The following is a 20,257-nucleotide window of genomic DNA, read 5'->3' on the forward strand; positions in this document are numbered from 1 at the left end:
AAAACCCTTCGTTGTTTTGAGATTTGCGTCATAGTCGCTCCTCCCCACTTTGTGGGGCCCCTGGAGCTATTGCTTGTGAAAAACTTTGTTTTACACCGTGTTACGGGTGAGGGTTTTAAACAAAAATGATATCAAAAAAATACCACCCTCCAATTTTATGTGTTAATTTTTTATAAAATTTAGGGGTGTTGACAAAATTCTTTTCTTTACCATTCTGTAGCGTGCTATACTTATTTTGAAAAGAAATTATTAGATGAAATTTTAAGGGGAAAACATGATTACTGAAGAACTGGAAAAGACCTTAAACCGGGCTTATCAGGATGCTAAACTTCGAAGTCACGAATATATTACTCTTGAACACCTTTTATTATCACTCACCTACGATAAGACCGCCGCTCAAATTTTATATCACTGTGGGGCTAGTCTTTCAGAACTCCAGGCCGATGTTGATATTTTTTTAAAAGAGCAAATGCCCAAAATTACCGATCCTAACCGTGTGGTAGATCCACAATATACAATTGGTGTTCAGTTTGTGTTGCAAACAGCAGCGGCTCAGATTCAGTCGTCGGGTAAAGGTACTATGGATGGTGGCGATGTGTTGGTGGCTCTTTTTCGCGAAAAAGAATCGCATGCTGTTTACTTTTTGGAAAAACGCCATATTCATCGTTTTGATGTAGTTCGTTATATTGCGCATCAAATTTCTAAAAAAGAAACATTTCCACCCAAAGCCTTAACCGAATTGCATGGGGATGAAGAGAGTATGCATAAAGGGAAAGATCCCCTTACCAAATACTGTGTTAATTTAAATGAACACGCCAAAAAAGGAAAAATTGATCCTTTAATTGGCCGCGACGACGAGTTGGAGCGCACGGTACATATTTTAGCGCGTCGAAAAAAGAACAATCCCATTTTTGTAGGAGATGCTGGTGTAGGCAAAACAGCTATTACCGAAGGATTAGCGCTTAAAATTGTAAAAGGTGATGTGCCTCCCATTTTAAAGGAATCAACCATTTATAAATTAGACATGGCGCGGCTTTTAGCCGGTACTAAATTTAGAGGCGAGTTTGAAGAACGTCTTAAAGAAGTGGTGGAACAAATTCAGGATGATCCTAAAAAAATACTTTTTATAGACGAAATTCATACCATTATTGGTGCTGGTGCTGTGAGTGGTGGGTCGATGGATGCATCAAATTTATTAAAGCCAGCTTTGGCCAGCGGTGATATTAAATGTATTGGTACTACTACATACAAAGAGTATCGCCAAATTTTTGAGAAGGATCATGCTCTTTCTCGCCGTTTTCAAAAGGTAGAGGTAAAAGAACCCTCCCACGAAGATACAATAAAAATTTTATTTGGACTTAAGAAAAAATACGAAGATTTTCACGGCGTGCAGTATTCTCCATCTGTTATTCGCAGCATTGTAGAATTATCAACACAGTATATTCATGATCATCATCTGCCCGATAAGGCTATAGATGTGATGGATGAAGCCGGAGCTGAGGTAAAATTACGTAGCAAAAAGGAAAAAAATCCACGTGTGCATGTGGCCGATGCCGAGCGTGTGGTATCGCGTATGGCCCGTGTGCCGGCTAAAACGGTAAAGGTGGACGATAAAAAGAAATTAAAAGATCTTTCACGCGATCTTAAATTGCTCATTTATGGTCAAGACGAGGCCGTTGATAAAGTAGTGTCATCCATTCAATTATCGCGCTCTGGTCTTGCGGAACCCGATAAACCTATTGGATGCTTTTTATTTGCGGGTCCTACTGGTGTTGGTAAAACCGAAACGGCCAAGCAATTAGCCAAAAGTTTGGGTGTTGAGTTTGTACGCTTTGACATGAGTGAGTACATGGAAAAACATACCGTGTCGCGGCTTATTGGATCGCCTCCGGGTTATGTAGGTTACGAAGAAGGTGGGCAACTCACCGAAGCCATTACGCGCAATCCTCATTGTGTTTTGTTGCTTGATGAAATTGAAAAAGCCCATCCCGATCTTTTTAATATCTTGCTTCAGGTGATGGATCACGCAACCTTAACAGACAATAATGGTCGTAAAGCTAATTTTAGGCAGGTAATTTTGATTATGAGTTCTAACGTAGGCGCCCGTGACTCGATGATTGCCACCATTGGTTTTGAAAAGGACATGTTTGAAGATAAAAGTGATAAGGCGATAGAAAAAGCTTTTAGTCCCGAATTCCGTAATCGCTTAACCGGTGTTGTCAAATTTCATTCACTGGATCCTCGGGTGATTGAACAGATTGTAGAAAAAATGATGGCTGAACTGGAGAATCGTCTTAAATCTAAAAATGTGACCGTGCAGCTTGATGCCGGCGCGCGCCAGTATTTGGCCGAAAAAGGTTTTGATAAAAAATTTGGAGCGCGTCCTATTAAGCGATTGATTGAAAACGAAGTGGCCAAAGTGCTTTCGGATGAGATTCTTTTTGGCAAATTAGAGCATGGAGGGCTTGTGACCATTAAAGAAAAAAATGGTAAATTAAGCTTTCATTTTGAGTCAAATTCCCCCGTTGAAAAAAAGAAGAAAAAAGAATTACAAACAGTGTAATGAAGGGTTTTTACTATTGGATAGGTTTTTAGCCAATTTTATAACGCATTGTGTCGTATAATTGTATAATCATTTCAATAACTTAATAACACCATAATTTTTATAGCTTTTTTTGCTAAACACCCCGCAACTTTTATGTCAGTTATCCGATAACTTCTGGAACTGGGCATGAAGGAAGGGTTTCGCTCTTCTTTCATCAAAACATAATTTAAAAAAAATAGAATTTCAGGTTCGCGAAAGGAATTATTATGAGCGGCGATACAGGTATTAAAATTGATACGGATCTTCATTATTATGAGGAACCTCCATTTGATATTTCACAGGAAACACGGGATTTGGTGTATAAATTTGCCGATTTTGATGGCTTGACGGATGACGAAGTAAAGGCCTGTGGTTATACTGATGATACGGGTGGAGTAAATGCGCAAGGCAAAGTTATCCAGACAGTGCTCAACGGATCCGATTTGGGTTATGTAGGTGATGATGAAATTGCTTTGTTGAACAGGGTTGGGCTTGGAAATCTGGCTTCCGAAATGGCCCGAACTCATGGTGGTTTTGCGCAAAATCGTCGCGTTTCATTTTTACTCAATGAAATAACACGTGGAGCGTCATTTCGTAAAGATGGTGAATGGGTTGGAACCATAACGCAGTTGGGAGGATTATGGAATTCAAATTTAACAGCCTCTAACTATGAGGCTAAAAAACAACGAGCTATTGCCCTCATTAAAGGTGGCGATGAAACTACTTTTTCCAGTTTTACCTCTCAGGTTTTAGTAGATCATAATAGCAATGGTTATGTTGATGTAAGCACTTACTATGAAATGGATTTAAGGACTTTATTGGATATTTATGGAAACATGCCTGCCAGTCATCAAAACTCACAAAGTAACGAGGTGTACGAGCAGCTTCTTTTAGACTGTGTTGATATTCGCAACTGGTCTAGTGCCGGCAGAACGTATTATGGTTTAAGCACCAATTTATCGGATCGAGCTGAAAGTATTATTAACGCCAGAAAAACCCCGGGTCATATATTAATAGATTGGGCTGTGACAGTATTAGACAAGTTACAGGCTGCAGATGCGAAAACCAAAAGTTTGGCATTTACCATTGTTAATAATCATGTGACTAATCCGGATGACTATATAGTGATATCTTTGCCTGTTGCAACGGCTCTAAAACAAATTGCTTTAAATACAAATTTGTCTGCTGAAGATAGAGCCCACGCTTATCAGCTTTTAACGGTAAGTATTAATAAAGGGTATCATGCCGATTTTGATGACCTGGTTCGTCAAGCGGTGGGTTGTTATAACGTAGCTGAAATTGTGGCAGGAAAAGAACCTTGTGCATCAGCTTATCAGTTTTTAAAAGCTTTACGGGCAAAAAGCGCAAATTCAAATGACAACTGGCTTTCCGAGGCTATTGATTGGAATTTAGTAGTAAAAAATTAACCTGATTCTACTGTCCCATTAAGCCCTGATACATGAGTTTAGCCACTTGATATTTGTAGTGGCCACCTACGTCATCGTTTACAAAAAGCGCAAAACGGGCTTCTCTATTTCCTAAATCTACAAAACCGGCAAAAGTACTCACACCGCTTAAGGTGCCTGTTTTGGCATGAAAAACGTGATCTTTAAGAGGGAAAAGATCGTGATAGGGTTTTAAATAGCTTACCAGTTTTACCATTTCACGCGGCGTAAATTGATTAAAGCGCGATAAACCCGAACCTTCTTCAGCTACAAAATCGGATAATCCTACTTCGGTTTTCAAAAAATTATTAAGCACACGCTTGGCTTTTTCCATAGTGGCTACGCCGCCCTCCACCTGTGATCCACATACCAAAAAAATTTGGTTAGCCATAAAATTGGTAGAATATTCAAGCAGGCTTTTTAAAATATCTTCAAGTGATTTAGGCGAACGGTAAGAGTAAACAGGATTCGTATTATCAGGCGCTTGTCCAAGCTTGATTGTCCCTGTAGGAGCCACACCTTCCTTGGTTAGAAAAGCAGTGAGCAATTCACCGGCGTATTTAGCGCTACGAATAGGATCTTTACCCAAATTAATGCGATCTGATTTTCCGGCTTTTAAATTTTTACCAGCGGCAATAGCAATAGGGGTGATTGGTGTTTGTGGTTCCGCCGATTCGATAACGCCCGTTTTAGATTTTTTTATGTTTACGGTATTAAAATTTACCAGCAGGGCCCCGTTGATGGCGTCGTAGGGATTAGTGGTAGAAGAAGATCCGTGGATAACAATATTGGGCTCAAAAAAACTGGTGTCTAAAATAATATCGTGAACTTTCCCAACACGTTCTTTGAGATCTGACGCAATTTGCGCCAAATCTTCGGAAGTAAGAGATGGGTCGCCAGCCCCTTTTACAATGAGATCGTGATTGCTATTTAGATAGAACGGGGTACTAAAATGATGATCGGGACCCAAAACTTTAAGTGCTAAAGCTGCTGTGGCCAGTTTCATGGTAGACGCTACAATAAATTTTTCCCCGCTTCGGTGTTCGTACAAGACCTTGCCATTTTCATCGAGTACATAGGCTCCACCGTTTTTTAAGGCTGTTGTTAGTTCATCTTTCCAGCCAGCGTAAGAGGTAAGAGGAAGTAAAAATAAAATTAAAATGAGAATTTTTTTCATAAAAAAAAGAGTAACCCCCTCCCGTCCTCCCCCTTAATTTAAGTGGGAGGGGCTAAGAAAGTCCTCCTCCCTCCTCGAAGTGGCCCCTGTGGGGTAAATTAAGGGAGGGGAAAGGGGTGGGTTACTCTTGTATGACTCAACCCGCACGTTTGCGTTCGTAAAGAAGATATGAATACCAAAAATTGTTTTCGGGGGAAAATACTTTTTCGCTTTTAGAAACAAGTGAAAATTCTTCCCAGTTTATTTCAGGGAAAAAAACATCGCCATCAATATCTTTTTCAATAAGGGTTAAATAGATTTTTTCAACATCTTCAATATATTCGGCATAAATTTGAGCGCCGCCAATAATAAAAATTTCGTCGTTTAAATCGGTTTGTTTAAGTGCTTTTTCGGGGCTATCTACCACAATGGCGCCAGGCACCTGATAGCCTGGCTCACGCGTGATAATAATATTGGTTCTACCAGGCAAAACACGTCCAATAGATTCATGATTTTTACGGCCCATAATAATGGGATGCCCCATGGTGAGCGCTTTAAAGTGTTTTAAATCTTCCGACAAATGCCAAGGAATTTGGTTATTTTTACCAATGACATTATTGGCGCTCATGGCTACTATTAATGATAGTGTCATACAGAAATGTCCGCCTTAATGCCAGGGTGTGGGTCGTAACCCATAAGTTCAAAATCACCGTATGAAAATTCAAAAATATTTTTAATATTGGGGTTAATTTTCATTTGAGGAAGAGGTTTGGGGTCGCGCGTTAACTGCAAGCGCGCCTGATCGAGATGATTAAGATACAGATGAACATCGCCAAACGTATGCACAAAATGCCCCGGTTTTAAACCGCAGGCTTGTGCCACCATCATGGTAAAGAGGGCGTAGCTGGCAATATTAAAGGGTACGCCTAAAAATAAATCGGCACTGCGTTGATAAAGCTGACACGATAAGCGTTGATCGGCATGCACGTAAAAATGAAAGATGGTGTGGCAGGGTGGAAGCGCCATATTGGGGATATCGGCCACGTTCCAGGCGCTAACTATATGACGTCGTCCAAAAGGATCTTTTTTAATCCCGTTAATTAAATTGGCAATTTGATCAATTCCTTTGCCATCCTGATTTTCACCTTTTCTCCAGGGATGGCCCCAGTGACGCCATTGGTAGCCATATACTGGACCCAAATCGCCGTCTGGATCTGCCCATTCATCCCAAATGGTGACATTGTTCTCTTTTAAATATTTTGTGTTGGTGTCACCTTGAATAAACCACAAAAGTTCGTGAATAATGGATTTAAGATGGACCTTTTTGGTAGTAACAAGCGGGAAGCCCTGAGCTAAATTGTAGCGGCATTGGGCTCCAAAAAGGCCTATGGTACCGGTACCGGTACGATCTTCGCGTTTTTCGCCTTCTTCTAAAACTTTTTTAACTAAATCGAGATATTGTTTCATGGTTGATCCGTGTAGCAACCTACGTTACAAAAGATTGATGGATAAAAACAACCAAAAAATATTTGTTTTTGGAGCTACGGGCTATGTAGGTCAGGCCTTAGTTGATTTGGGTCAAACTCAACAGATTAAAACCTTGGCGCATTTAAGACCCGATAGCCGGCAAACCGATAAATGGAAACAAAAATGGGCTTCAGTTATAGTAGATAGAACCTCCTGGAATGTTCAAGAACTAACAAAAACCTTTGAAAAGGAAAAACCCACTCATGTGTTTTGTACCGTTGGTACCACGCGCGAACGCGCTCGCCAAGGGGATGGTGATTATTTTAAGGTAGATTATGGTTATACTCAAATGCTGGTGAATGCATTAAACGCGGCGGGAGTAAAAGCCAAATTCATTTATCTGTCGTCATTAGGGGCCAGTCTTAAAAGTTTAAATCCTTATTTAAAAGCACGGGGCTTGGCTGAACAAGCGGTTAGCCAGTCGGGTCTGCCTTTTATCATTGCCCGTCCGGGTCTTATTACAGGCCCCAATCGTGACGAGAAGCGCCTTGCCGAGCAAATAGCAGGTAAAGTGATGGATGGTATTTTAATGGCAGTGCAAAAATTAGGTTTTGAAAAAACAGCTAAGCGCTACCGGTCTACCAATAATACAAAACTTGCAGCATCTCTTATGCACTTGGGGTTGGGAAGTAAAACGGGACTTTTTATGGCGGAAGATCTTTAACGCCTTTTTAAGAAGGTATCATCTACTCCTGTTAACTTAACACACATATCCCATAATTTTTTTCGATCGTGTTCGTTTTCCTTGGTAGATGGCAAATAATGAGTTTTGCGGATTTTACGGTCAAACCAAAATTTGCCGGTTTCTTCCATTATGTGTGGGCAGGTGGCTAGCCAAATAGCGGTGTCGGCGCCTTCCTGGGCTGTTCTTAAATCATAGCGGAGGATTTTCCAAAATAAAGGCAGGCCTGTGCGAACAAGTGGTGTATCGGCCCAGCCGGGGTGCATGCAATTAGCTGTTACACCCGTGCCAGCCATACGTTCGGCCAAAAGCTCGGTTAAAATTAAAAGAGCTCTTTTGCTTAAGGCATACGCTTTTAATCCGTCAAATTTTTTATTTTTTAAATGCAAAGCATCCATGACAAGCTTTTGAGCATACAGTCCACCCGATGATACATTAATTACGCGCGAGGCTGTAGTAGCCATCAATTTGGGCAGTAAAAGTTCCGTCAGCAAAAAAGGACCTAACACGTTTGTGGCAAAGGTAAGCTCTATATTGTCGGACGTGTAAGTAAGAGTGTTGGCAAAAGTACCGGCATTATTAATAAGAACATCCACGTGATTTTCCGAAAATTTGGCCACAAAATTTTTAATAGAGGAGATGGACGACATATCAACCATTTCCAAAAAAACCTTTTTGGAAGAGGACATTTGCCTAATGCCCTTTAAGGCCCGCTCTCCCTTGTCACGCGAGCGACACAGCATGTAAACAGTAGCTCCTTTTTTGGCCAGTGCTAAAGCGGTTTCGTAACCCAAGCCCGAATTGGCACCCGTAATTAAACAAACTTTTCCCGTCATATCCACGTTTATATCGGTTTTATCAAACGTTAGGCTGTGAATATGAAAGCCGGCACGGTCGAATGAAAGAAAAATGGTGGGGTCCACTACAGTAGAAACTAAACGTCCCAAGCCTGTTTTAAGAAGTGTGCTCACGGATGAGCCGTAAAACATAGGAAAGAAAATTTGACAAGAGGGTTTTGGTTAGCCAGTAAGGAAGTATGAAACGATTGAAGCGTATAGTGATGATTTTAAGCATAGGGTTATTAGCCATACTTTTGGTACATACGCTTACGCTTTATCATACAATTACCAAAAAATTTGAACATCATCGCTGGAACTTGCCCAGCCGTGTTTTTTCGGATTCGTATTCGCTTTACAACGGCCGCTATGTGAAAAGCACCGATATTGATGAAAAATTGGACTTTTTAGAGTACAACGAGGTGTCCCAAACGCCCAAATCCCCGGGTGAATTTTATAAACAAGGTAATAACTACGAAGTTTACCTTCATAATTTTAATTATCCTCACCAAAAATTTGAAGGATATCCCATTTCATTTGCAATTACAGACGGTAACTTGTCGGGTCTTAAAAGAATAGATACGGAAGAAGAGTTAACGCTGGCACGTTTAGAGCCAGAAGTAATTGCGTCAATTTTTGATGAAAATTTGGAAGATAGAACCTTTGTACCTTTTGCCAACATTCCGCAGGCTTTAAAAGATGCCATTGTATCGGTTGAAGATGAACGTTTTTACAAGCATTACGGTATTGATTTTAGAGGCATTACGCGGGCCATGTTTAAAAATATTATTCATTTTAAACTAAAGGAAGGCGGCTCTACTCTTACTCAGCAGTTAGTTAAAAATTTCTTTTTAACGCCCAAGCGTACTTTAAGCCGCAAGTTTAACGAGATGATCATGGCTTTTTTACTAGAAGCCCGATACTCCAAAGACGAAATTTTTGAAGCGTATTTAAACGAAATTTATTTGGGTCAGCGTGGGCCAGCCAGTGTGGCGGGAGTAGAAGAAGCTGCTAATTTGTATTTTTCCAAAAATGTATCGCAGCTGAATATAGCCGAATCGGCATTATTGGCCGGTATTATCCGTTCGCCAGGTTATTATTCTCCGTTTGATCATCCCGATAGAGCGTTAAGGCGACGTAATCTTATTTTGGGAAAAATGCTTGAAAATAGTTTTATTAGTAAAGATGAGCACGATGCTGCTGTAAAGGAAAGCTTACCTCTTACTAAACGGAACAAGCGCGTTAATTTTGCCCCGCATTTTGTAGATTTAGTTTTGTATCAACTCAAAGAAAATTTTCCACGTGTGCAGTTAGAAGCTGAAGGTCTTTATATTTTCACAACACTCGATATGAATGAACAAAGAAAGGCTTATCGCTTGGTGGAAAAGTCACTGGCTTCTCTCGAAAAAAATTCAACCGTTCTTAAAAAAAATAAGGATGCCGGAGTGATGTTGCAAGGTGCTCTTATTATGCTTCAAAATGCCACCGGTTATATTAGGGCTTATGTGGGAGGGCGAGATTATATAAAAAATCAGTTTGATCATCTTTTGCTTTCTAAGCGTCAGCCAGGCTCTCTTATGAAGCCATTTGTATACATGATGGCGCTTGATCCCGAACAAACAAACCCGCCTAAAACACTGGCCACTCTCATAGACGACTCACCGCTAGAGGTTGATAACGATGGTGAGCCATGGAAACCACAAAATTATGATAAAACATTTCATGGGATGATTCCTTTAAGAGAAGCGCTTGAAAAAAGTTTTAACGTGGCAGCAGTAAGGCTTTCGTTAGAAGTAGGGCTTGATAAAATTGTAAAAGAGCTCGAAAAATTTCACTTTGTATCCGAATTTAAACCTTATCCATCTTTAGTGTTAGGGTCATTTGAAGTATCTCCTATGGAAATGATTCGTGCATACACGGTTTTTCCAAACCAGGGTGTTTTATCGGAACCGCAAGCTATTCGTCAGGTGGTGACACCGGATGGTGAGGTTTTGGAACGCAAAGACCTAAATATGGAAAAAGTAATTTCGCCCGATACGGCGTTTTTAGTGAATCAGCTTTTAACCGGAGTTTTTGATCGTGGTACTGCAAAGGGCGCGCGCAATTTGGGTTTTACGGCACTAGCAGCTGGAAAAACAGGAACCACAAGCGGTTATCGCGATGCCTGGTTTGTGGGTTATACTCCCGATGTGATAGCTCTTACATGGGTGGGTTATGATGATGGGCGTGCTACGGGTTTAACAGGAGGCTCGGGGGCTTTGCCATTATGGTCTAATTTTATGAAGGAAGTGGTGGCCGATAATGGAAGCTTGCCCTTTAGACCCACACCCCATATTATCCTGGTTCCGATCGATCCTAAAACAGGTTTGATCCATCGTAAAAAATGTGGAGAAGCTTTAGATGAATATTTTATTAAAGGAACAGAGCCTACAGAAGATTGTAAATAATTTTGTTATACTGGTGATAGTGTGTTTTTGTTTCATCATGGGTTGTGGCAAAACAAAAGATGCGCCACGTACCAATGAGCGCTCTCCTATAACCGAAACCAATCCTGAAATTTACACCAAGCCCCCTAATGAAGCGGCAGCCACTTTAATGAATCAGGCTATTCCGCTTATTGATGATGAACGTCTTGATGATGCCGAGTGGATGTTGGAAGAAGCAATTAAAATTGATCCGCATAACGCCGAAATTTTTTACTGGTTAGCCTATCTTAAGTACAAAGCGGGAGACAATGCACGGGCGGCCAACTTGTTAGATAAAGCAGATGCCTTGGCAGCCGATGAAGAGATGAGACTTAAAATTAATTCTCTTCGGGAGCTTTTGGAGGCATCTCAGGGGAATTAGTATCGGCAATATTTTTCTTAAATCCGTAGGGGCAATGAAGGCAGCCGTTTTGGCAGCAATAACCCCGGCGCTTCAAGTAGCTGGGGGTTAGAACCATGAGCCCCTCGCTGTTATAATAATAATCGATGTCTTTATTAAGTTGGGTCACAGCCCTTTTTTAAGCATATGTCGCGACAAGAAACAATCACAACTCTGCTCATCCAAAATTTTAACCCCGTTTTTTTAGAAGTATTAAACGAAAGCCATAAACATAGCGGCCCTAAAAGTGAAACCCATTATAAAGTTGTAGTAGTGTCATCTGCTTTTGAAAAAGAAAGTCTTATTAATCGCCATCGTCTGATTAACGGCGCATTAAAAAGAGTTTTTGATGAGGGCATGCATGCTTTGTCTATTATCGCGTATTCGCCCGCTGAATGGAAAGCAAAAGGTGGTGTTGTACCGGCATCGCCGCCGTGTATGGGTGGATCTAAAAACGAAAATTAAAATATAGTTTAAAAATTTTTCTCATTTTTCTTTTCAAAAAGCTGCAAAAGCGTTAGATCTAAAAAAAGGCCGCATTTGCTACGGCATTGACAAAGGAGATTAAAATGAAAAAAATTATTTCAGCTTTATTGTTTGTGGTGCTGGTAGGTACATCAACGTTAGGTTTTTGTGACGATTATAAAAAATTAGGCGTGGGGTTAAATATAGGTGAGCCTATGGGTGCTTCGGTTCGCATCAACTTTTTCAAATTTTTATCACTCGATACTATTGCCGGTTATGGTTTTGCTGAAGAAAGTTTTATTGTTGAGCCCTCAGCTGTGTTTCATTTTAGAGATATTCTCGATTTTAAAACTAATAACGGTACTGTAACCCCGTATATAGGAGCGGGAGCCAAATTTGGTGTTGATTTAGGTGGGGCTAATGATGGCGATGGTATTTTTGCGCTCCGCTTTCCTGTAGGTGCCAGTTGGACTATTGATGATGGAGATATCGATATTTACGCCGAAGCGGCGCCAGGCATTGAGTTTTCGCCGGATGACGAGTTTGATATAACGGGCGGCTTGGGCATCCGCTACTACTTTTTCTAGGTCTTATTGCTTAAAAAAAATTAATAAACGCTTAATGACAAGGTTTTAAGCTTTTGTTACACTTTTAGCCCTTATCATTAATAAAGGAGCTCTTTTATGAAAAAAATTGTTGCGTTGTTACTCACCTTCTCTGCTTTTGTTGCTTGTAAACCCGAAGCCCATACCGCAAGTCCGGCAGCCGATAATAAATCCGCGGCTTCTTCCCCGGCTCCTGCCCCCAGCGGTGGGGATGTTTTGGCCCGTGTAAACGGCGTGGATATTACCGATGCCGAAGTATCGGCCGCACTATCCAAGCAGCTTTCCAAAGTTCAATCTCAAATTTTTGATATTAAAAGAAACGGCTTGCAAGACATGATTGAAGATAAGCTCCTTGAAGCCGAAGCTAAAAAACGTGGCGTTACTTTGGAAGAATTGTTGAAAACCGAAGTAAAAGATAAAATAACCGAGCCTACTGAAACCGATTTAAAAAACTTTTACGAGTTTGCCAAAGCCCGGTTTAACAATGCTCCTTTTGAGCAGGTAAAACCTCAATTGATGGCCCAGGTAAGTGCCACCAAAGAACGTACCGTATATAATGATTTTATTAAAAAATTAAAGGAAGGTTCTAAAGTTGAAATTTTAATGCAACGTCCTCGCATTGAAGTATCGGCTGATGATGATCCGTCTAAAGGCGATGTAGATGCTCCTATTCAGATTATCGAATTTTCTGAATTTCAATGCCCTTTCTGCAAAAAAGCTCGTCCTACAGTAGAACAGATTTTAGAAACATATAAAGGAAAAGTGCACTATGTGTTCCGTGATTTTCCTCTTTCGTTTCACAAAAATGCTCCCAAAGCTTCGGAAGCGGCCAATTGTGCTGGCGATCAAAAGAAATACTGGGAATACAATCATAATCTTTGGGAAAATCAGAAAGGCCTAGAAATTGAAAATCTCAAGCAATATGCAGCCGATTTAAAACTGGATACCAAAAAATTTAACGAATGTTTAGATTCTGGTAAATTTAAAGCTGAAATTGATAAAGATATTAAAGAAGGCTCGGAGTCTGGCGTTTCTGGAACCCCGGCTTATTTCATCAATGGTATTTTTGTATCGGGTGCTCAACCCTTTGACCGTTTTAAAGAAATTATTGATGAAGAATTGGATCGTTTAGGTAAAAAATAAACGTATCGTATAGTGATTGTGTAAAAAGGGGCATCAGAACGATGCCCCTTTTTTTTTGCTTTAATTTAGTTATTAACCCGCAAGGCCTTCCAAATGATTTAAATAAGCCTGAATTTTAGAGCGAGCTTTAGCTTCTTCGAGCGGGAAATTGTTATAAAGATCTTTTAAATGCTTTAAAAAACGGTCGAAGTCCCCATTGACGTTTTCGATGGTGGCATCCGAGAAACGAGGCCATTCCTGTTTGATGTAAATTTTTAAATCGGACCAGTGTTCTTGCATGCGGTTGGGGGTAGTCATAGGGCCCTATTTAATGTTTTTTGGGTATATCCTGCAAGAAAAAACTCCAATATCCCCACTTGAAAAAAGCCCCCGATGAGGCTAGACAGTACAGACTATGAACCCACTTAAAAAACGCAGTTCTCTTATGACCGAAGGCGATTCACGGGCTCCCAACCGGGCCATGCTGCGCGCTGTTGGTTTTACCGATGAAGATTTTAACAAGCCCGTGGTTGGCGTGGCTAGCCTTGGCAGCGAAGTAACACCCTGTAACATGCATATTAACGGGCTTGCCGAAAAAGTAAAAGAAGGCATCCGTGCCGGCGGTGGCATGCCGCAAGTGTATCATTCCATTACCATGAGTGACGGAATTGGTATGGGACACGAAGGGATGAAATTTTCACTCGTGTCGCGCGAGGTTATTGCCGATAGCATTGAAACAGTTAATCAAGGCATGCGTCATGATGCTTTAGTCGCCATTGGTGGCTGCGATAAAAATATGCCGGGATGTCTCATGGCCATGTGCCGTGTGGATGTGCCCAGTATTTTTGTTTACGGTGGTACTATTATGCCCGGTAACTGTGATGGACACGATATTGATATCGTCAGTATTTTTGAAGCTGTGGGTGCTTTTAACAGTGGAAAAATTTCTCACGATAAATTGGTAGAAATTGAAAAAAAGGCTATTCCCGGAGCCGGTTCGTGCGGTGGTATGTATACAGCCAATACCATGGCATCGGCCATCGAGGCCTTGGGTATGAGTTTGCCCGGTTCTGCTTCGCTCCCCGCTGTTTCTAGCCGCAAGGCCGAAGATTGTTATGAAGTGGGCAAACAAGTTGTTGAACTGGTGCGCCGCGATTTAACGCCGTCTAAAATTTTAACTAAAAAATCGTTTGAAAATGCCATCCGTGTGGTGCTGGTGTTGGGTGGTTCTACCAATGCGGTGTTGCATCTTTTAGCGATTGCGCATGAACTCAATATCGATCTGAATATCGACGATTTTAACCGTATCAGCAAAACCACGCCTCATCTGGCCGATCTTAAGCCCGGTGGCAAATATGTAATGACCGATCTTGATCGCGTGGGTGGTGTTCATGGTGTGATGAAAATGCTCTTAGATGCCGGTTTGCTCCATGGCGATTGCCTGACAGTTACTGGCAAAACAGTTGCCGAAAATTTAAAGAACATATCCGGCCTTGTGGATGGCCAGCATATTGTAAAGCCGCTTAATCATCCCATTTTTAAATCGGGTCCTTTGGTTATTTTAAAAGGCAATTTATCGCCCGAGGGTGCGGTGTGTAAAATTGCAGGACTTTCCAAAATTACCATTAAAGGCCCTGCCAAAGTATTTGACGGCGAAGAAGCCTGCTTTGATGCCATTATGGCCGATAAAATTAAAGAGGGTGATGTGGTGGTGATTCGCTACGAAGGCCCCAAAGGTGGCCCCGGCATGCGTGAAATGCTGGCGGTTACAGCCGCTATTGTAGGTAAAGGGTTGGGCGATTCGGTTGGTCTTATTACCGATGGCCGTTTTAGTGGTGGAACACACGGCTTGGTGGTGGGGCATATTGCTCCCGAAGCCCAGGATGGTGGTCTTATTGCTGTTGTTCAGGACGGAGACTTAATTACCATTGATGCCATAAAAGAAGTTATTGAACTGCATGTGCCGCAAACTGAAATTGATGCGCGTTTCAAAAAATTAAAGCCGCGTGAAATTCCTTACAAGCGCGGAGTGCTGGCTAAATATGCCAAACTCGTATCGTCAGCCGCTAAAGGCGCGGTGACGCATTAATAAACCAAAAGCAGGCGGGGGAGAGAGTTTGCTTAAGGATGAATAGAAAGAATATCTATGAAATTTTTGTCATGGATTACCTTGTTTTTCTTTTTATCGTTTAACGCCTGTGTCAGTTATAAGCCACTGTATGTGAGAAGCAGCCAAAATTCGGCATTACCCTCGCTTGATACTCAAAAGGAATACCGCATTACTACGGATAATGGAAAGCGAGTGTATACGGGAATGAATGGCTTTAAAATGGAAGCAGACCAGTTGATTATCCAAAACCGGTATTCTCAAGAAACAATTCCCATGACCCAAATTACACAGATTGATCAGCCTAAAGTGAATGCTTTAAAAACAAGTTTTTTGGTGGGCGGTCTTGTTATAACAGCTCTTGGTATTGTGCTTGGTGTTACCTTAGCCGATTGGCAAGATAGTGAATAATTATGCATCCGGTCCTCTTTTACATACCTGATTTTCTTCCTTTTATTGGTGGACGGCCTATTCACACCTATGGAGCGCTTGTGGCTACGGCTTTTCTTGTGGGGTTGTGGTGGTCCAAAACTGAAGCTAAGCGGGTGGGGCTTTCGCCCGAACGTGTGCTCGATTTGTTTTTTTATATTGTTCTTTCGGCCATTATTGGTTCTCGTCTTCTTTATGTAGTTGCGTCTGTTCCCCAGTGGTGGAAAGACCCCATGGTCTTTGTGCGCTTTTGGGAAGGCGGGCTAGTGTTTTATGGGGGCTTAATTGGTGCGGTTGCTACCAGTGTTTACTACACGCGCAAGCATGATCTCCCGTTTTTTAAAGTGGCCGATGTTTTTGCTCCTGGTATTGCCATTGGCCATGCTATTGGCCGCCTAGGTTGTTTTGCAGCCGGCTGCTGTTTTGGCAAGCCAGCTTCACCGGATGCCTGGTATGCGGTTATTTTTCCTTTAACCGATTTTGCAATAGCCCCGCACGATCACCCTGTGTATCCCACCCAGCTGTTTGAATCGTTTGGTGAACTTTGTATCTTTCTTTTTTTAATGTGGTTTAGACGCAAAAAAACATTCGATGGCGAGGTGTTTTTAATGTATCTTATTATTTATCCTATTTTGCGCTCGGTTTTAGAAATTTACCGGGGCGATACCATTAGAGGGTTTGTAGTAGAAGGAGTTTTATCAACATCACAATTTATCAGTATCATTTGGTTTGTGATGGCTCTTATTTTGTGGTTTAGTATTTTAAAAAGGAAAAAGGGGTAGGAGACAACATGAAAAACGCATTAAAATTGATGCTGGTGTGTGTGTGGTTCACCCTTTTTTCGGGGCAATTGTGCACCAAAGTGATGGTGTATGGTAAAGATTTTAACTCGGTATCCACCAGTGCGGTTTTTAGAAATGGTCGCACAGAGATTTTGGAAGCCGTTCAAAAAGGACTGGAAGCATTAAAATATCAAGTGACCGTTGTAGATGCTGAAGCTGGTAGTGTTAAGTCGGGATGGAAACCAGTAGAGGTAGATTCACATTATTTTAATCTGTTTGAGCGTAGAGACTACGGTGGTGCTGATGGAGCATACTACAAGATGAATGTGGATTTGATTGAACAGGGTGATTCTACCAAAGTGGTGATTTCAACAACGGTTAAAAGTCTTATAGGTCGCTTGGAAAGTACTGGGAATGTGGAAAGACGTTTAAAAGAATATTTGGAAGATGCCCTGCGTAGCCCAAATATCGAAATGACCAATGTCGGTGTAAAAAACCGTTAATTGGCCTCACTTGTTTAAGAGTGTTATTAAACAATGGTGAATGACTCAACACGTTCCAAATCAATTTCAATTTTATCTTTGCCTTTAAGCAGCATGATAAATTCTTTGTCGTAATCGACCTTCACCAAAGTTCCGGTATAGGTATCGCCGTAGGCTACTACACACATGTTTTGACCGATAAAATCGCTTAAAAGCGAAATCGATTTTTCCATGTCCATAAAACCCCCTCTTAATCCCCAGTCAAAATTGTACAGAAGAAGTAGGGCTAAGGAAATACCTTAAAAATGCGCACTGCGTTAAGCGCTGGGCTTTACAGTAGAGGGTGAATAGGCTAGAGAAAGCACTATGCAGCCGGTTCAATACTTTTTTGGAATCATTTACGCCCCAACAGTTCCTGTTGAGAACATAAAAAACATCATTTCGGATGCATTTGGGGTTTTAGACGATTATTTTGAGGAGTTTTTGTTTGATAAAACCAGTTATTACGCGCCAGAAATGGGTGAAAATCTTAAAAAAGCGTTTTTTTCATTAAAAAATACAAAAATTCCTTATAAAATAGCAGAATTTAAGGAAAGTTCTATTGTTTTAGAGCGAGAATTCTTTACTGAGAAGGGTAAAAGATTAGTAAATATCGATCCCGGTTATCTCGATTTAACCAAAATAGTGCTCGCTTCAACCAAATATGGGGGTCATAAAATTGCCCTTTCCAATACTATGTATGCCGATATGGTGATGGAATATTACAAGGGTGAATTTAGGGGTTTTGACTGGACCTTTCCAGACTTTAAAAGCGGGATGTATGATGGGTATTTTAAGCGCTTAAGGGAGTTGTATCGGGGGAAGGTGAAGGGTGAGGCGTTTTCTTCATTTTAATTTTTTTAAATTCTCTGAGCTCCATTGATTAGATGACACCCTCACAATTTCTGGGCAGATAGGCCTTTGGGTAGTGAGGTGAGGGCTCTTAAGGTGGTCGGCATAGAATTTAAAAAAATTAAAATGAAGAAAACGCCTTGAGATTTATATGGCAGAGAAGAAAAAAATATTTTTGTGGGATATTGATGGAACGCTTCTCTTAACCGGTGGCGCAGGAGTGGTGGCCTTTGAGCGGGTTTTTGAGAGCTTGTTTGGTAAGAAAAATATTTGGGATAATATTAATCCCGACGGACGTACCGATCCGTCTATTGTGGATGAGATTTTTGAAAAGAATTTTGGGAAAAAAGCCTCGGCAGAAGAGCAGGAAAATATAAAAAACTTGTATAACAAAATAATGGCCGAAGAATTGCCCCGCTCACCACGTTTTCGTATTATGCCTATGGCATCCGAAATTATTGCCTCACTATTTTCACAAAAAAATACGTACTTGGGACTGGCCACCGGCAATTATAAAGAAACAGCGTTTAATAAATTAAAGCAGGGTGGTTTTAATACCCATGCTTTCTTGTTTGGTGGTTATGGCTGTGATGCGTATGAACGTATTGATTTAACACGGCTAGCCCATAAAAGAGCGCTGCAGCATGTAGGTGAAGATTCAGAAACATATTTAATTGGCGATACTGTTCACGATGTGCGTTGTGGTAAGGCTATTGGCGCTACTGTAGTGGCCGTGTGTACCGGATCTACCCCGCGCGCTCAACTTGAAGCCGAAAATCCGCATGTGGTGTTAGATACTCTCGAAAACTTCCCGTATTAAAGGTTTACTTTTATGCTAAAAGTAGGATAAAATTATAAAAAGTAGGACGGTTAATTTTATGACATATACCCAAGTTTCTCAAAAATTTCAAATTGTGATCCCGAAGGAAATTAGGAATAAACTTTCTTTAAAGCCAAAGCAAAAACTTATGATTTTAGAAAAAAACGGGGTTATTTATATGGCCCCTGACGTTGCCCTTTCTAAAACTTTTGGTCTTTTTAAAAATTCCCGTCTCACGTCCGCCAATTTACGTGATAAGAAAGATCGCGTATGAATGTTGTGCTGGATTCATCGGTATGGATAGAAATTCTTCTGGGATCAAAGACGGGTGAGAAAGCAAAGCACTATCTTAAAACTCCCAAAAATCTCTATGTGCCTTCTCTTGTGTTGTATGAGGTATATAAAAAAATAAAAAAAACATTGGATGAAGAAAAAGCTTTTTACGCGGTCAGCCTTATGAAAAAAGGCTCTGTAGTAGATTTGAACGAAGGTTTAGCCATTGAAGCGGCTGATTTGGCGCTTAAATATGATTTGGCTATGGCTGACGCCATTGTTTACGGAACAGCTCAAGTAAGCGAAGCCCGTTTAGTGACAGCCGATTATGATTTTCATGGGTTGCCCAATGTTGATATTTTGAAATGAGGTTTTGTTTATGACAACCTATTTAGATGCCGCTATTGATGCGGCTACAATGGCAGGTGATTATCAAATAACGCGCCTTGGTACTGAAGTGAACGTAGAATATAAAGGTGCCATTAACTTGGTTACCGAGGTGGATAAGGCCTGCGAAAAAATGATTATTGAGCGCTTGCTTAAAGAATTTCCTCATCATTCCATTTTGGCCGAAGAAGGGGGCGAAACTAAACAAAAATCCGATTATAAATGGATTATTGATCCCCTTGATGGCACCACCAATTATGCCCATGGTTATCCCCTTTTTTGTGTATCCATAGGTCTTGAATACGGCGGTGAAATTGTAGCCGGAGTGGTGTATGATCCTAATAGAAAAGAATTGTTTACCGCCGAACTTGGTAGCGGCAGTTTTGTAAACGGTAAAAAAATGCAGGTATCAAAGGCTCCAAATGTAGGCAAAAGTATGCTTTCCACCGGATTTGCCTACAATATACGCGAAAAAGTAGACAATAACCTCGATCATTTTAGAAAAATGATCTTACAGGCCCAAGCAGTACGGCGTGACGGAGTGGCGGCCATCGATTTATGTTATGTGGCAGCGGGTCGGTACGATGGATTTTGGGAGCTCGATCTTTTTGCGTGGGATGTGGCGGCAGGTGGCCTTATGATCCATGAAGCGGGCGGAAAAGTGACGCGCTTTGATGGAACACCTGCTACAGTGTATGATCGGCAGATTGCCGCCAGTAATGGCTTGATTCATGATGAACTTGTGGGGTTGTTAGTGGGAGTATAGCCCACAAAGTCCTGGCCTAATTTTTATTTTTTA

24 protein-coding genes are annotated in these 20,257 nt (G+C 41.1%); 17 read left to right on the forward strand and 7 right to left on the reverse strand.

Annotated features, from left to right (window positions below; all coding sequences use genetic code 11):
• The first annotated feature begins 274 nt into the window (after nucleotides 1-274).
• On the forward strand, nucleotides 275-2,563 hold the full coding sequence (gene clpA / locus K1X76_00845; GenBank protein MBX7147605.1) for an ATP-dependent Clp protease ATP-binding subunit ClpA: 2,289 nt from the start codon (nucleotides 275-277) through the stop codon (nucleotides 2,561-2,563).
• A gap of 248 nt (nucleotides 2,564-2,811) precedes the next feature.
• The gene (locus K1X76_00850; GenBank protein ID MBX7147606.1) at nucleotides 2,812-4,011 is read left to right on the forward strand and encodes a hypothetical protein; all 1,200 of its coding nucleotides are present in this window, start codon (nucleotides 2,812-2,814) and stop codon (nucleotides 4,009-4,011) included.
• 7 nt (nucleotides 4,012-4,018) lie between these two features.
• Here the strand turns inward: K1X76_00850 and K1X76_00855 are convergent, their stop codons facing one another.
• From K1X76_00855 to K1X76_00865, 3 genes are all read right to left on the reverse strand, one after another.
• Entirely contained in the window at nucleotides 4,019-5,206 is a 1,188-nt protein-coding gene (locus tag K1X76_00855; protein MBX7147607.1) for a D-alanyl-D-alanine carboxypeptidase, read from the reverse strand.
• A 136-nt stretch (nucleotides 5,207-5,342) separates the two neighbouring features.
• Complete coding sequence (locus K1X76_00860; GenBank protein ID MBX7147608.1) at nucleotides 5,343-5,837, reverse strand: dihydrofolate reductase; 495 nt, start codon at nucleotides 5,835-5,837, stop codon at nucleotides 5,343-5,345.
• On the reverse strand, nucleotides 5,834-6,652 hold the full coding sequence (locus K1X76_00865) for a thymidylate synthase (protein MBX7147609.1): 819 nt from the start codon (nucleotides 6,650-6,652) through the stop codon (nucleotides 5,834-5,836). The genes K1X76_00860 and K1X76_00865 overlap by 4 nt, the downstream gene beginning before the upstream one ends.
• Before the next feature lie 37 nt (nucleotides 6,653-6,689).
• Here K1X76_00865 and K1X76_00870 point away from each other — a divergent pair, with 37 nt between their 5' ends.
• Complete coding sequence (locus K1X76_00870; protein MBX7147610.1) at nucleotides 6,690-7,376, forward strand: NAD(P)H-binding protein; 687 nt, start codon at nucleotides 6,690-6,692, stop codon at nucleotides 7,374-7,376.
• Here the strand turns inward: K1X76_00870 and K1X76_00875 are convergent.
• Nucleotides 7,373-8,365 (reverse strand): SDR family NAD(P)-dependent oxidoreductase, encoded by a 993-nt coding sequence (locus tag K1X76_00875; GenBank protein MBX7147611.1) that lies wholly within the window; start codon nucleotides 8,363-8,365, stop codon nucleotides 7,373-7,375. The two genes, K1X76_00870 and K1X76_00875, sit on opposite strands and share 4 nt — an antisense overlap.
• A gap of 65 nt (nucleotides 8,366-8,430) precedes the next feature.
• On the opposite strand from K1X76_00875, the gene K1X76_00880 reads away from it, so the two are divergent.
• Both K1X76_00880 and K1X76_00885 read left to right on the forward strand, forming a co-directional pair.
• Entirely contained in the window at nucleotides 8,431-10,677 is a 2,247-nt protein-coding gene (locus tag K1X76_00880) for a PBP1A family penicillin-binding protein (protein ID MBX7147612.1), read from the forward strand.
• A 37-nt stretch (nucleotides 10,678-10,714) separates the two neighbouring features.
• Complete coding sequence (locus K1X76_00885; GenBank protein MBX7147613.1) at nucleotides 10,715-11,077, forward strand: tetratricopeptide repeat protein; 363 nt, start codon at nucleotides 10,715-10,717, stop codon at nucleotides 11,075-11,077.
• Here K1X76_00885 and K1X76_00890 read toward each other — a convergent pair.
• Nucleotides 11,034-11,225: a hypothetical protein gene (locus K1X76_00890; GenBank protein ID MBX7147614.1), complete on the reverse strand. Its 192-nt coding sequence runs from the start codon at nucleotides 11,223-11,225 to the stop codon at nucleotides 11,034-11,036. The genes K1X76_00885 and K1X76_00890 overlap by 44 nt on opposite strands.
• Before the next feature lie 17 nt (nucleotides 11,226-11,242).
• On the opposite strand from K1X76_00890, the gene K1X76_00895 reads away from it, so the two are divergent.
• From K1X76_00895 to K1X76_00905, 3 genes are all read left to right on the forward strand, one after another.
• On the forward strand, nucleotides 11,243-11,560 hold the full coding sequence (locus K1X76_00895) for a BolA family transcriptional regulator (GenBank protein MBX7147615.1): 318 nt from the start codon (nucleotides 11,243-11,245) through the stop codon (nucleotides 11,558-11,560).
• 104 nt (nucleotides 11,561-11,664) lie between these two features.
• The gene (locus tag K1X76_00900) at nucleotides 11,665-12,147 is read left to right on the forward strand and encodes a hypothetical protein (protein ID MBX7147616.1); all 483 of its coding nucleotides are present in this window, start codon (nucleotides 11,665-11,667) and stop codon (nucleotides 12,145-12,147) included.
• 96 nt (nucleotides 12,148-12,243) lie between these two features.
• The gene (locus tag K1X76_00905) at nucleotides 12,244-13,308 is read left to right on the forward strand and encodes a thioredoxin domain-containing protein (protein ID MBX7147617.1); all 1,065 of its coding nucleotides are present in this window, start codon (nucleotides 12,244-12,246) and stop codon (nucleotides 13,306-13,308) included.
• A 72-nt stretch (nucleotides 13,309-13,380) separates the two neighbouring features.
• Here the strand turns inward: K1X76_00905 and K1X76_00910 are convergent, their stop codons facing one another.
• Nucleotides 13,381-13,605, reverse strand: a complete 225-nt coding sequence (locus tag K1X76_00910; protein ID MBX7147618.1) for a hypothetical protein — start codon at nucleotides 13,603-13,605, stop codon at nucleotides 13,381-13,383.
• Nucleotides 13,606-13,702: 97 nt separating this feature from the next.
• Here K1X76_00910 and ilvD point away from each other — a divergent pair, with 97 nt between their 5' ends.
• The 4 genes from ilvD to K1X76_00930 are packed head-to-tail and all read left to right on the forward strand — an operon-like array spanning nucleotide 13,703 to nucleotide 17,108.
• Nucleotides 13,703-15,376 carry a dihydroxy-acid dehydratase gene (ilvD, locus tag K1X76_00915; GenBank protein MBX7147619.1) on the forward strand — a complete coding sequence of 558 codons (1,674 nt, stop codon included), beginning with the start codon at nucleotides 13,703-13,705 and terminating at the stop codon, nucleotides 15,374-15,376.
• Between the two features lie 57 nt (nucleotides 15,377-15,433).
• On the forward strand, nucleotides 15,434-15,805 hold the full coding sequence (locus K1X76_00920) for a hypothetical protein (GenBank protein ID MBX7147620.1): 372 nt from the start codon (nucleotides 15,434-15,436) through the stop codon (nucleotides 15,803-15,805).
• Between the two features lie 2 nt (nucleotides 15,806-15,807).
• Nucleotides 15,808-16,605, forward strand: a complete 798-nt coding sequence (gene lgt / locus K1X76_00925; GenBank protein MBX7147621.1) for a prolipoprotein diacylglyceryl transferase — start codon at nucleotides 15,808-15,810, stop codon at nucleotides 16,603-16,605.
• An 8-nt stretch (nucleotides 16,606-16,613) separates the two neighbouring features.
• Nucleotides 16,614-17,108 carry a hypothetical protein gene (locus K1X76_00930; protein MBX7147622.1) on the forward strand — a complete coding sequence of 165 codons (495 nt, stop codon included), beginning with the start codon at nucleotides 16,614-16,616 and terminating at the stop codon, nucleotides 17,106-17,108.
• Nucleotides 17,109-17,134: 26 nt separating this feature from the next.
• Here K1X76_00930 and K1X76_00935 read toward each other — a convergent pair whose 3' ends face one another.
• Complete coding sequence (locus K1X76_00935; GenBank protein MBX7147623.1) at nucleotides 17,135-17,320, reverse strand: hypothetical protein; 186 nt, start codon at nucleotides 17,318-17,320, stop codon at nucleotides 17,135-17,137.
• A gap of 133 nt (nucleotides 17,321-17,453) precedes the next feature.
• Here K1X76_00935 and K1X76_00940 point away from each other — a divergent pair, with 133 nt between their 5' ends.
• The 5 genes from K1X76_00940 to K1X76_00960 all read left to right on the forward strand — a co-directional run bounded on the left by K1X76_00940 (nucleotide 17,454) and on the right by K1X76_00960 (nucleotide 20,224).
• Nucleotides 17,454-17,981 carry a DUF4416 family protein gene (locus K1X76_00940; protein ID MBX7147624.1) on the forward strand — a complete coding sequence of 176 codons (528 nt, stop codon included), beginning with the start codon at nucleotides 17,454-17,456 and terminating at the stop codon, nucleotides 17,979-17,981.
• A gap of 148 nt (nucleotides 17,982-18,129) precedes the next feature.
• Nucleotides 18,130-18,798 (forward strand): HAD hydrolase-like protein, encoded by a 669-nt coding sequence (locus K1X76_00945; protein MBX7147625.1) that lies wholly within the window; start codon nucleotides 18,130-18,132, stop codon nucleotides 18,796-18,798.
• Nucleotides 18,799-18,856: 58 nt separating this feature from the next.
• On the forward strand, nucleotides 18,857-19,072 hold the full coding sequence (locus K1X76_00950; GenBank protein ID MBX7147626.1) for an AbrB/MazE/SpoVT family DNA-binding domain-containing protein: 216 nt from the start codon (nucleotides 18,857-18,859) through the stop codon (nucleotides 19,070-19,072).
• Nucleotides 19,069-19,440: a type II toxin-antitoxin system VapC family toxin gene (locus tag K1X76_00955; GenBank protein MBX7147627.1), complete on the forward strand. Its 372-nt coding sequence runs from the start codon at nucleotides 19,069-19,071 to the stop codon at nucleotides 19,438-19,440. The genes K1X76_00950 and K1X76_00955 overlap by 4 nt, the downstream gene beginning before the upstream one ends.
• 10 nt (nucleotides 19,441-19,450) lie before the next feature.
• Entirely contained in the window at nucleotides 19,451-20,224 is a 774-nt protein-coding gene (locus K1X76_00960) for an inositol monophosphatase (GenBank protein MBX7147628.1), read from the forward strand.
• Nucleotides 20,225-20,257 lie beyond the last annotated feature (33 nt).

Source organism: bacterium (assembly GCA_019695305.1).
Taxonomy (GTDB): domain Bacteria; phylum UBA10199; class UBA10199; order UBA10199; family JAIBAG01; genus JAIBAG01.

Excerpts from the sequence above, each read along its gene's own strand:
- clpA (MBX7147605.1), top strand. The coding sequence starts at position 275 with ATGATTACTGAAGAACTGGAAAAGACCTTAAACCGGGCTTATCAGGAT.
- K1X76_00850 (MBX7147606.1), top strand. The coding sequence starts at position 2,812 with ATGAGCGGCGATACAGGTATTAAAATTGATACGGATCTTCATTATTAT.
- K1X76_00855 (MBX7147607.1), bottom strand. The coding sequence starts at position 5,206 with ATGAAAAAAATTCTCATTTTAATTTTATTTTTACTTCCTCTTACCTCT.
- K1X76_00860 (MBX7147608.1), bottom strand. The coding sequence starts at position 5,837 with ATGACACTATCATTAATAGTAGCCATGAGCGCCAATAATGTCATTGGT.
- K1X76_00865 (MBX7147609.1), bottom strand. The coding sequence starts at position 6,652 with ATGAAACAATATCTCGATTTAGTTAAAAAAGTTTTAGAAGAAGGCGAA.
- K1X76_00870 (MBX7147610.1), top strand. The coding sequence starts at position 6,690 with ATGGATAAAAACAACCAAAAAATATTTGTTTTTGGAGCTACGGGCTAT.
- K1X76_00880 (MBX7147612.1), top strand. The coding sequence starts at position 8,431 with ATGAAACGATTGAAGCGTATAGTGATGATTTTAAGCATAGGGTTATTA.
- K1X76_00885 (MBX7147613.1), top strand. The coding sequence starts at position 10,715 with ATGGGTTGTGGCAAAACAAAAGATGCGCCACGTACCAATGAGCGCTCT.
- K1X76_00895 (MBX7147615.1), top strand. The coding sequence starts at position 11,243 with ATGTCGCGACAAGAAACAATCACAACTCTGCTCATCCAAAATTTTAAC.
- K1X76_00900 (MBX7147616.1), top strand. The coding sequence starts at position 11,665 with ATGAAAAAAATTATTTCAGCTTTATTGTTTGTGGTGCTGGTAGGTACA.
- K1X76_00905 (MBX7147617.1), top strand. The coding sequence starts at position 12,244 with ATGAAAAAAATTGTTGCGTTGTTACTCACCTTCTCTGCTTTTGTTGCT.
- K1X76_00910 (MBX7147618.1), bottom strand. The coding sequence starts at position 13,605 with ATGACTACCCCCAACCGCATGCAAGAACACTGGTCCGATTTAAAAATT.
- ilvD (MBX7147619.1), top strand. The coding sequence starts at position 13,703 with ATGAACCCACTTAAAAAACGCAGTTCTCTTATGACCGAAGGCGATTCA.
- K1X76_00920 (MBX7147620.1), top strand. The coding sequence starts at position 15,434 with ATGAAATTTTTGTCATGGATTACCTTGTTTTTCTTTTTATCGTTTAAC.
- lgt (MBX7147621.1), top strand. The coding sequence starts at position 15,808 with ATGCATCCGGTCCTCTTTTACATACCTGATTTTCTTCCTTTTATTGGT.
- K1X76_00930 (MBX7147622.1), top strand. The coding sequence starts at position 16,614 with ATGAAAAACGCATTAAAATTGATGCTGGTGTGTGTGTGGTTCACCCTT.
- K1X76_00935 (MBX7147623.1), bottom strand. The coding sequence starts at position 17,320 with ATGGAAAAATCGATTTCGCTTTTAAGCGATTTTATCGGTCAAAACATG.
- K1X76_00940 (MBX7147624.1), top strand. The coding sequence starts at position 17,454 with ATGCAGCCGGTTCAATACTTTTTTGGAATCATTTACGCCCCAACAGTT.
- K1X76_00945 (MBX7147625.1), top strand. The coding sequence starts at position 18,130 with ATGGCAGAGAAGAAAAAAATATTTTTGTGGGATATTGATGGAACGCTT.
- K1X76_00950 (MBX7147626.1), top strand. The coding sequence starts at position 18,857 with ATGACATATACCCAAGTTTCTCAAAAATTTCAAATTGTGATCCCGAAG.
- K1X76_00955 (MBX7147627.1), top strand. The coding sequence starts at position 19,069 with ATGAATGTTGTGCTGGATTCATCGGTATGGATAGAAATTCTTCTGGGA.
- K1X76_00960 (MBX7147628.1), top strand. The coding sequence starts at position 19,451 with ATGACAACCTATTTAGATGCCGCTATTGATGCGGCTACAATGGCAGGT.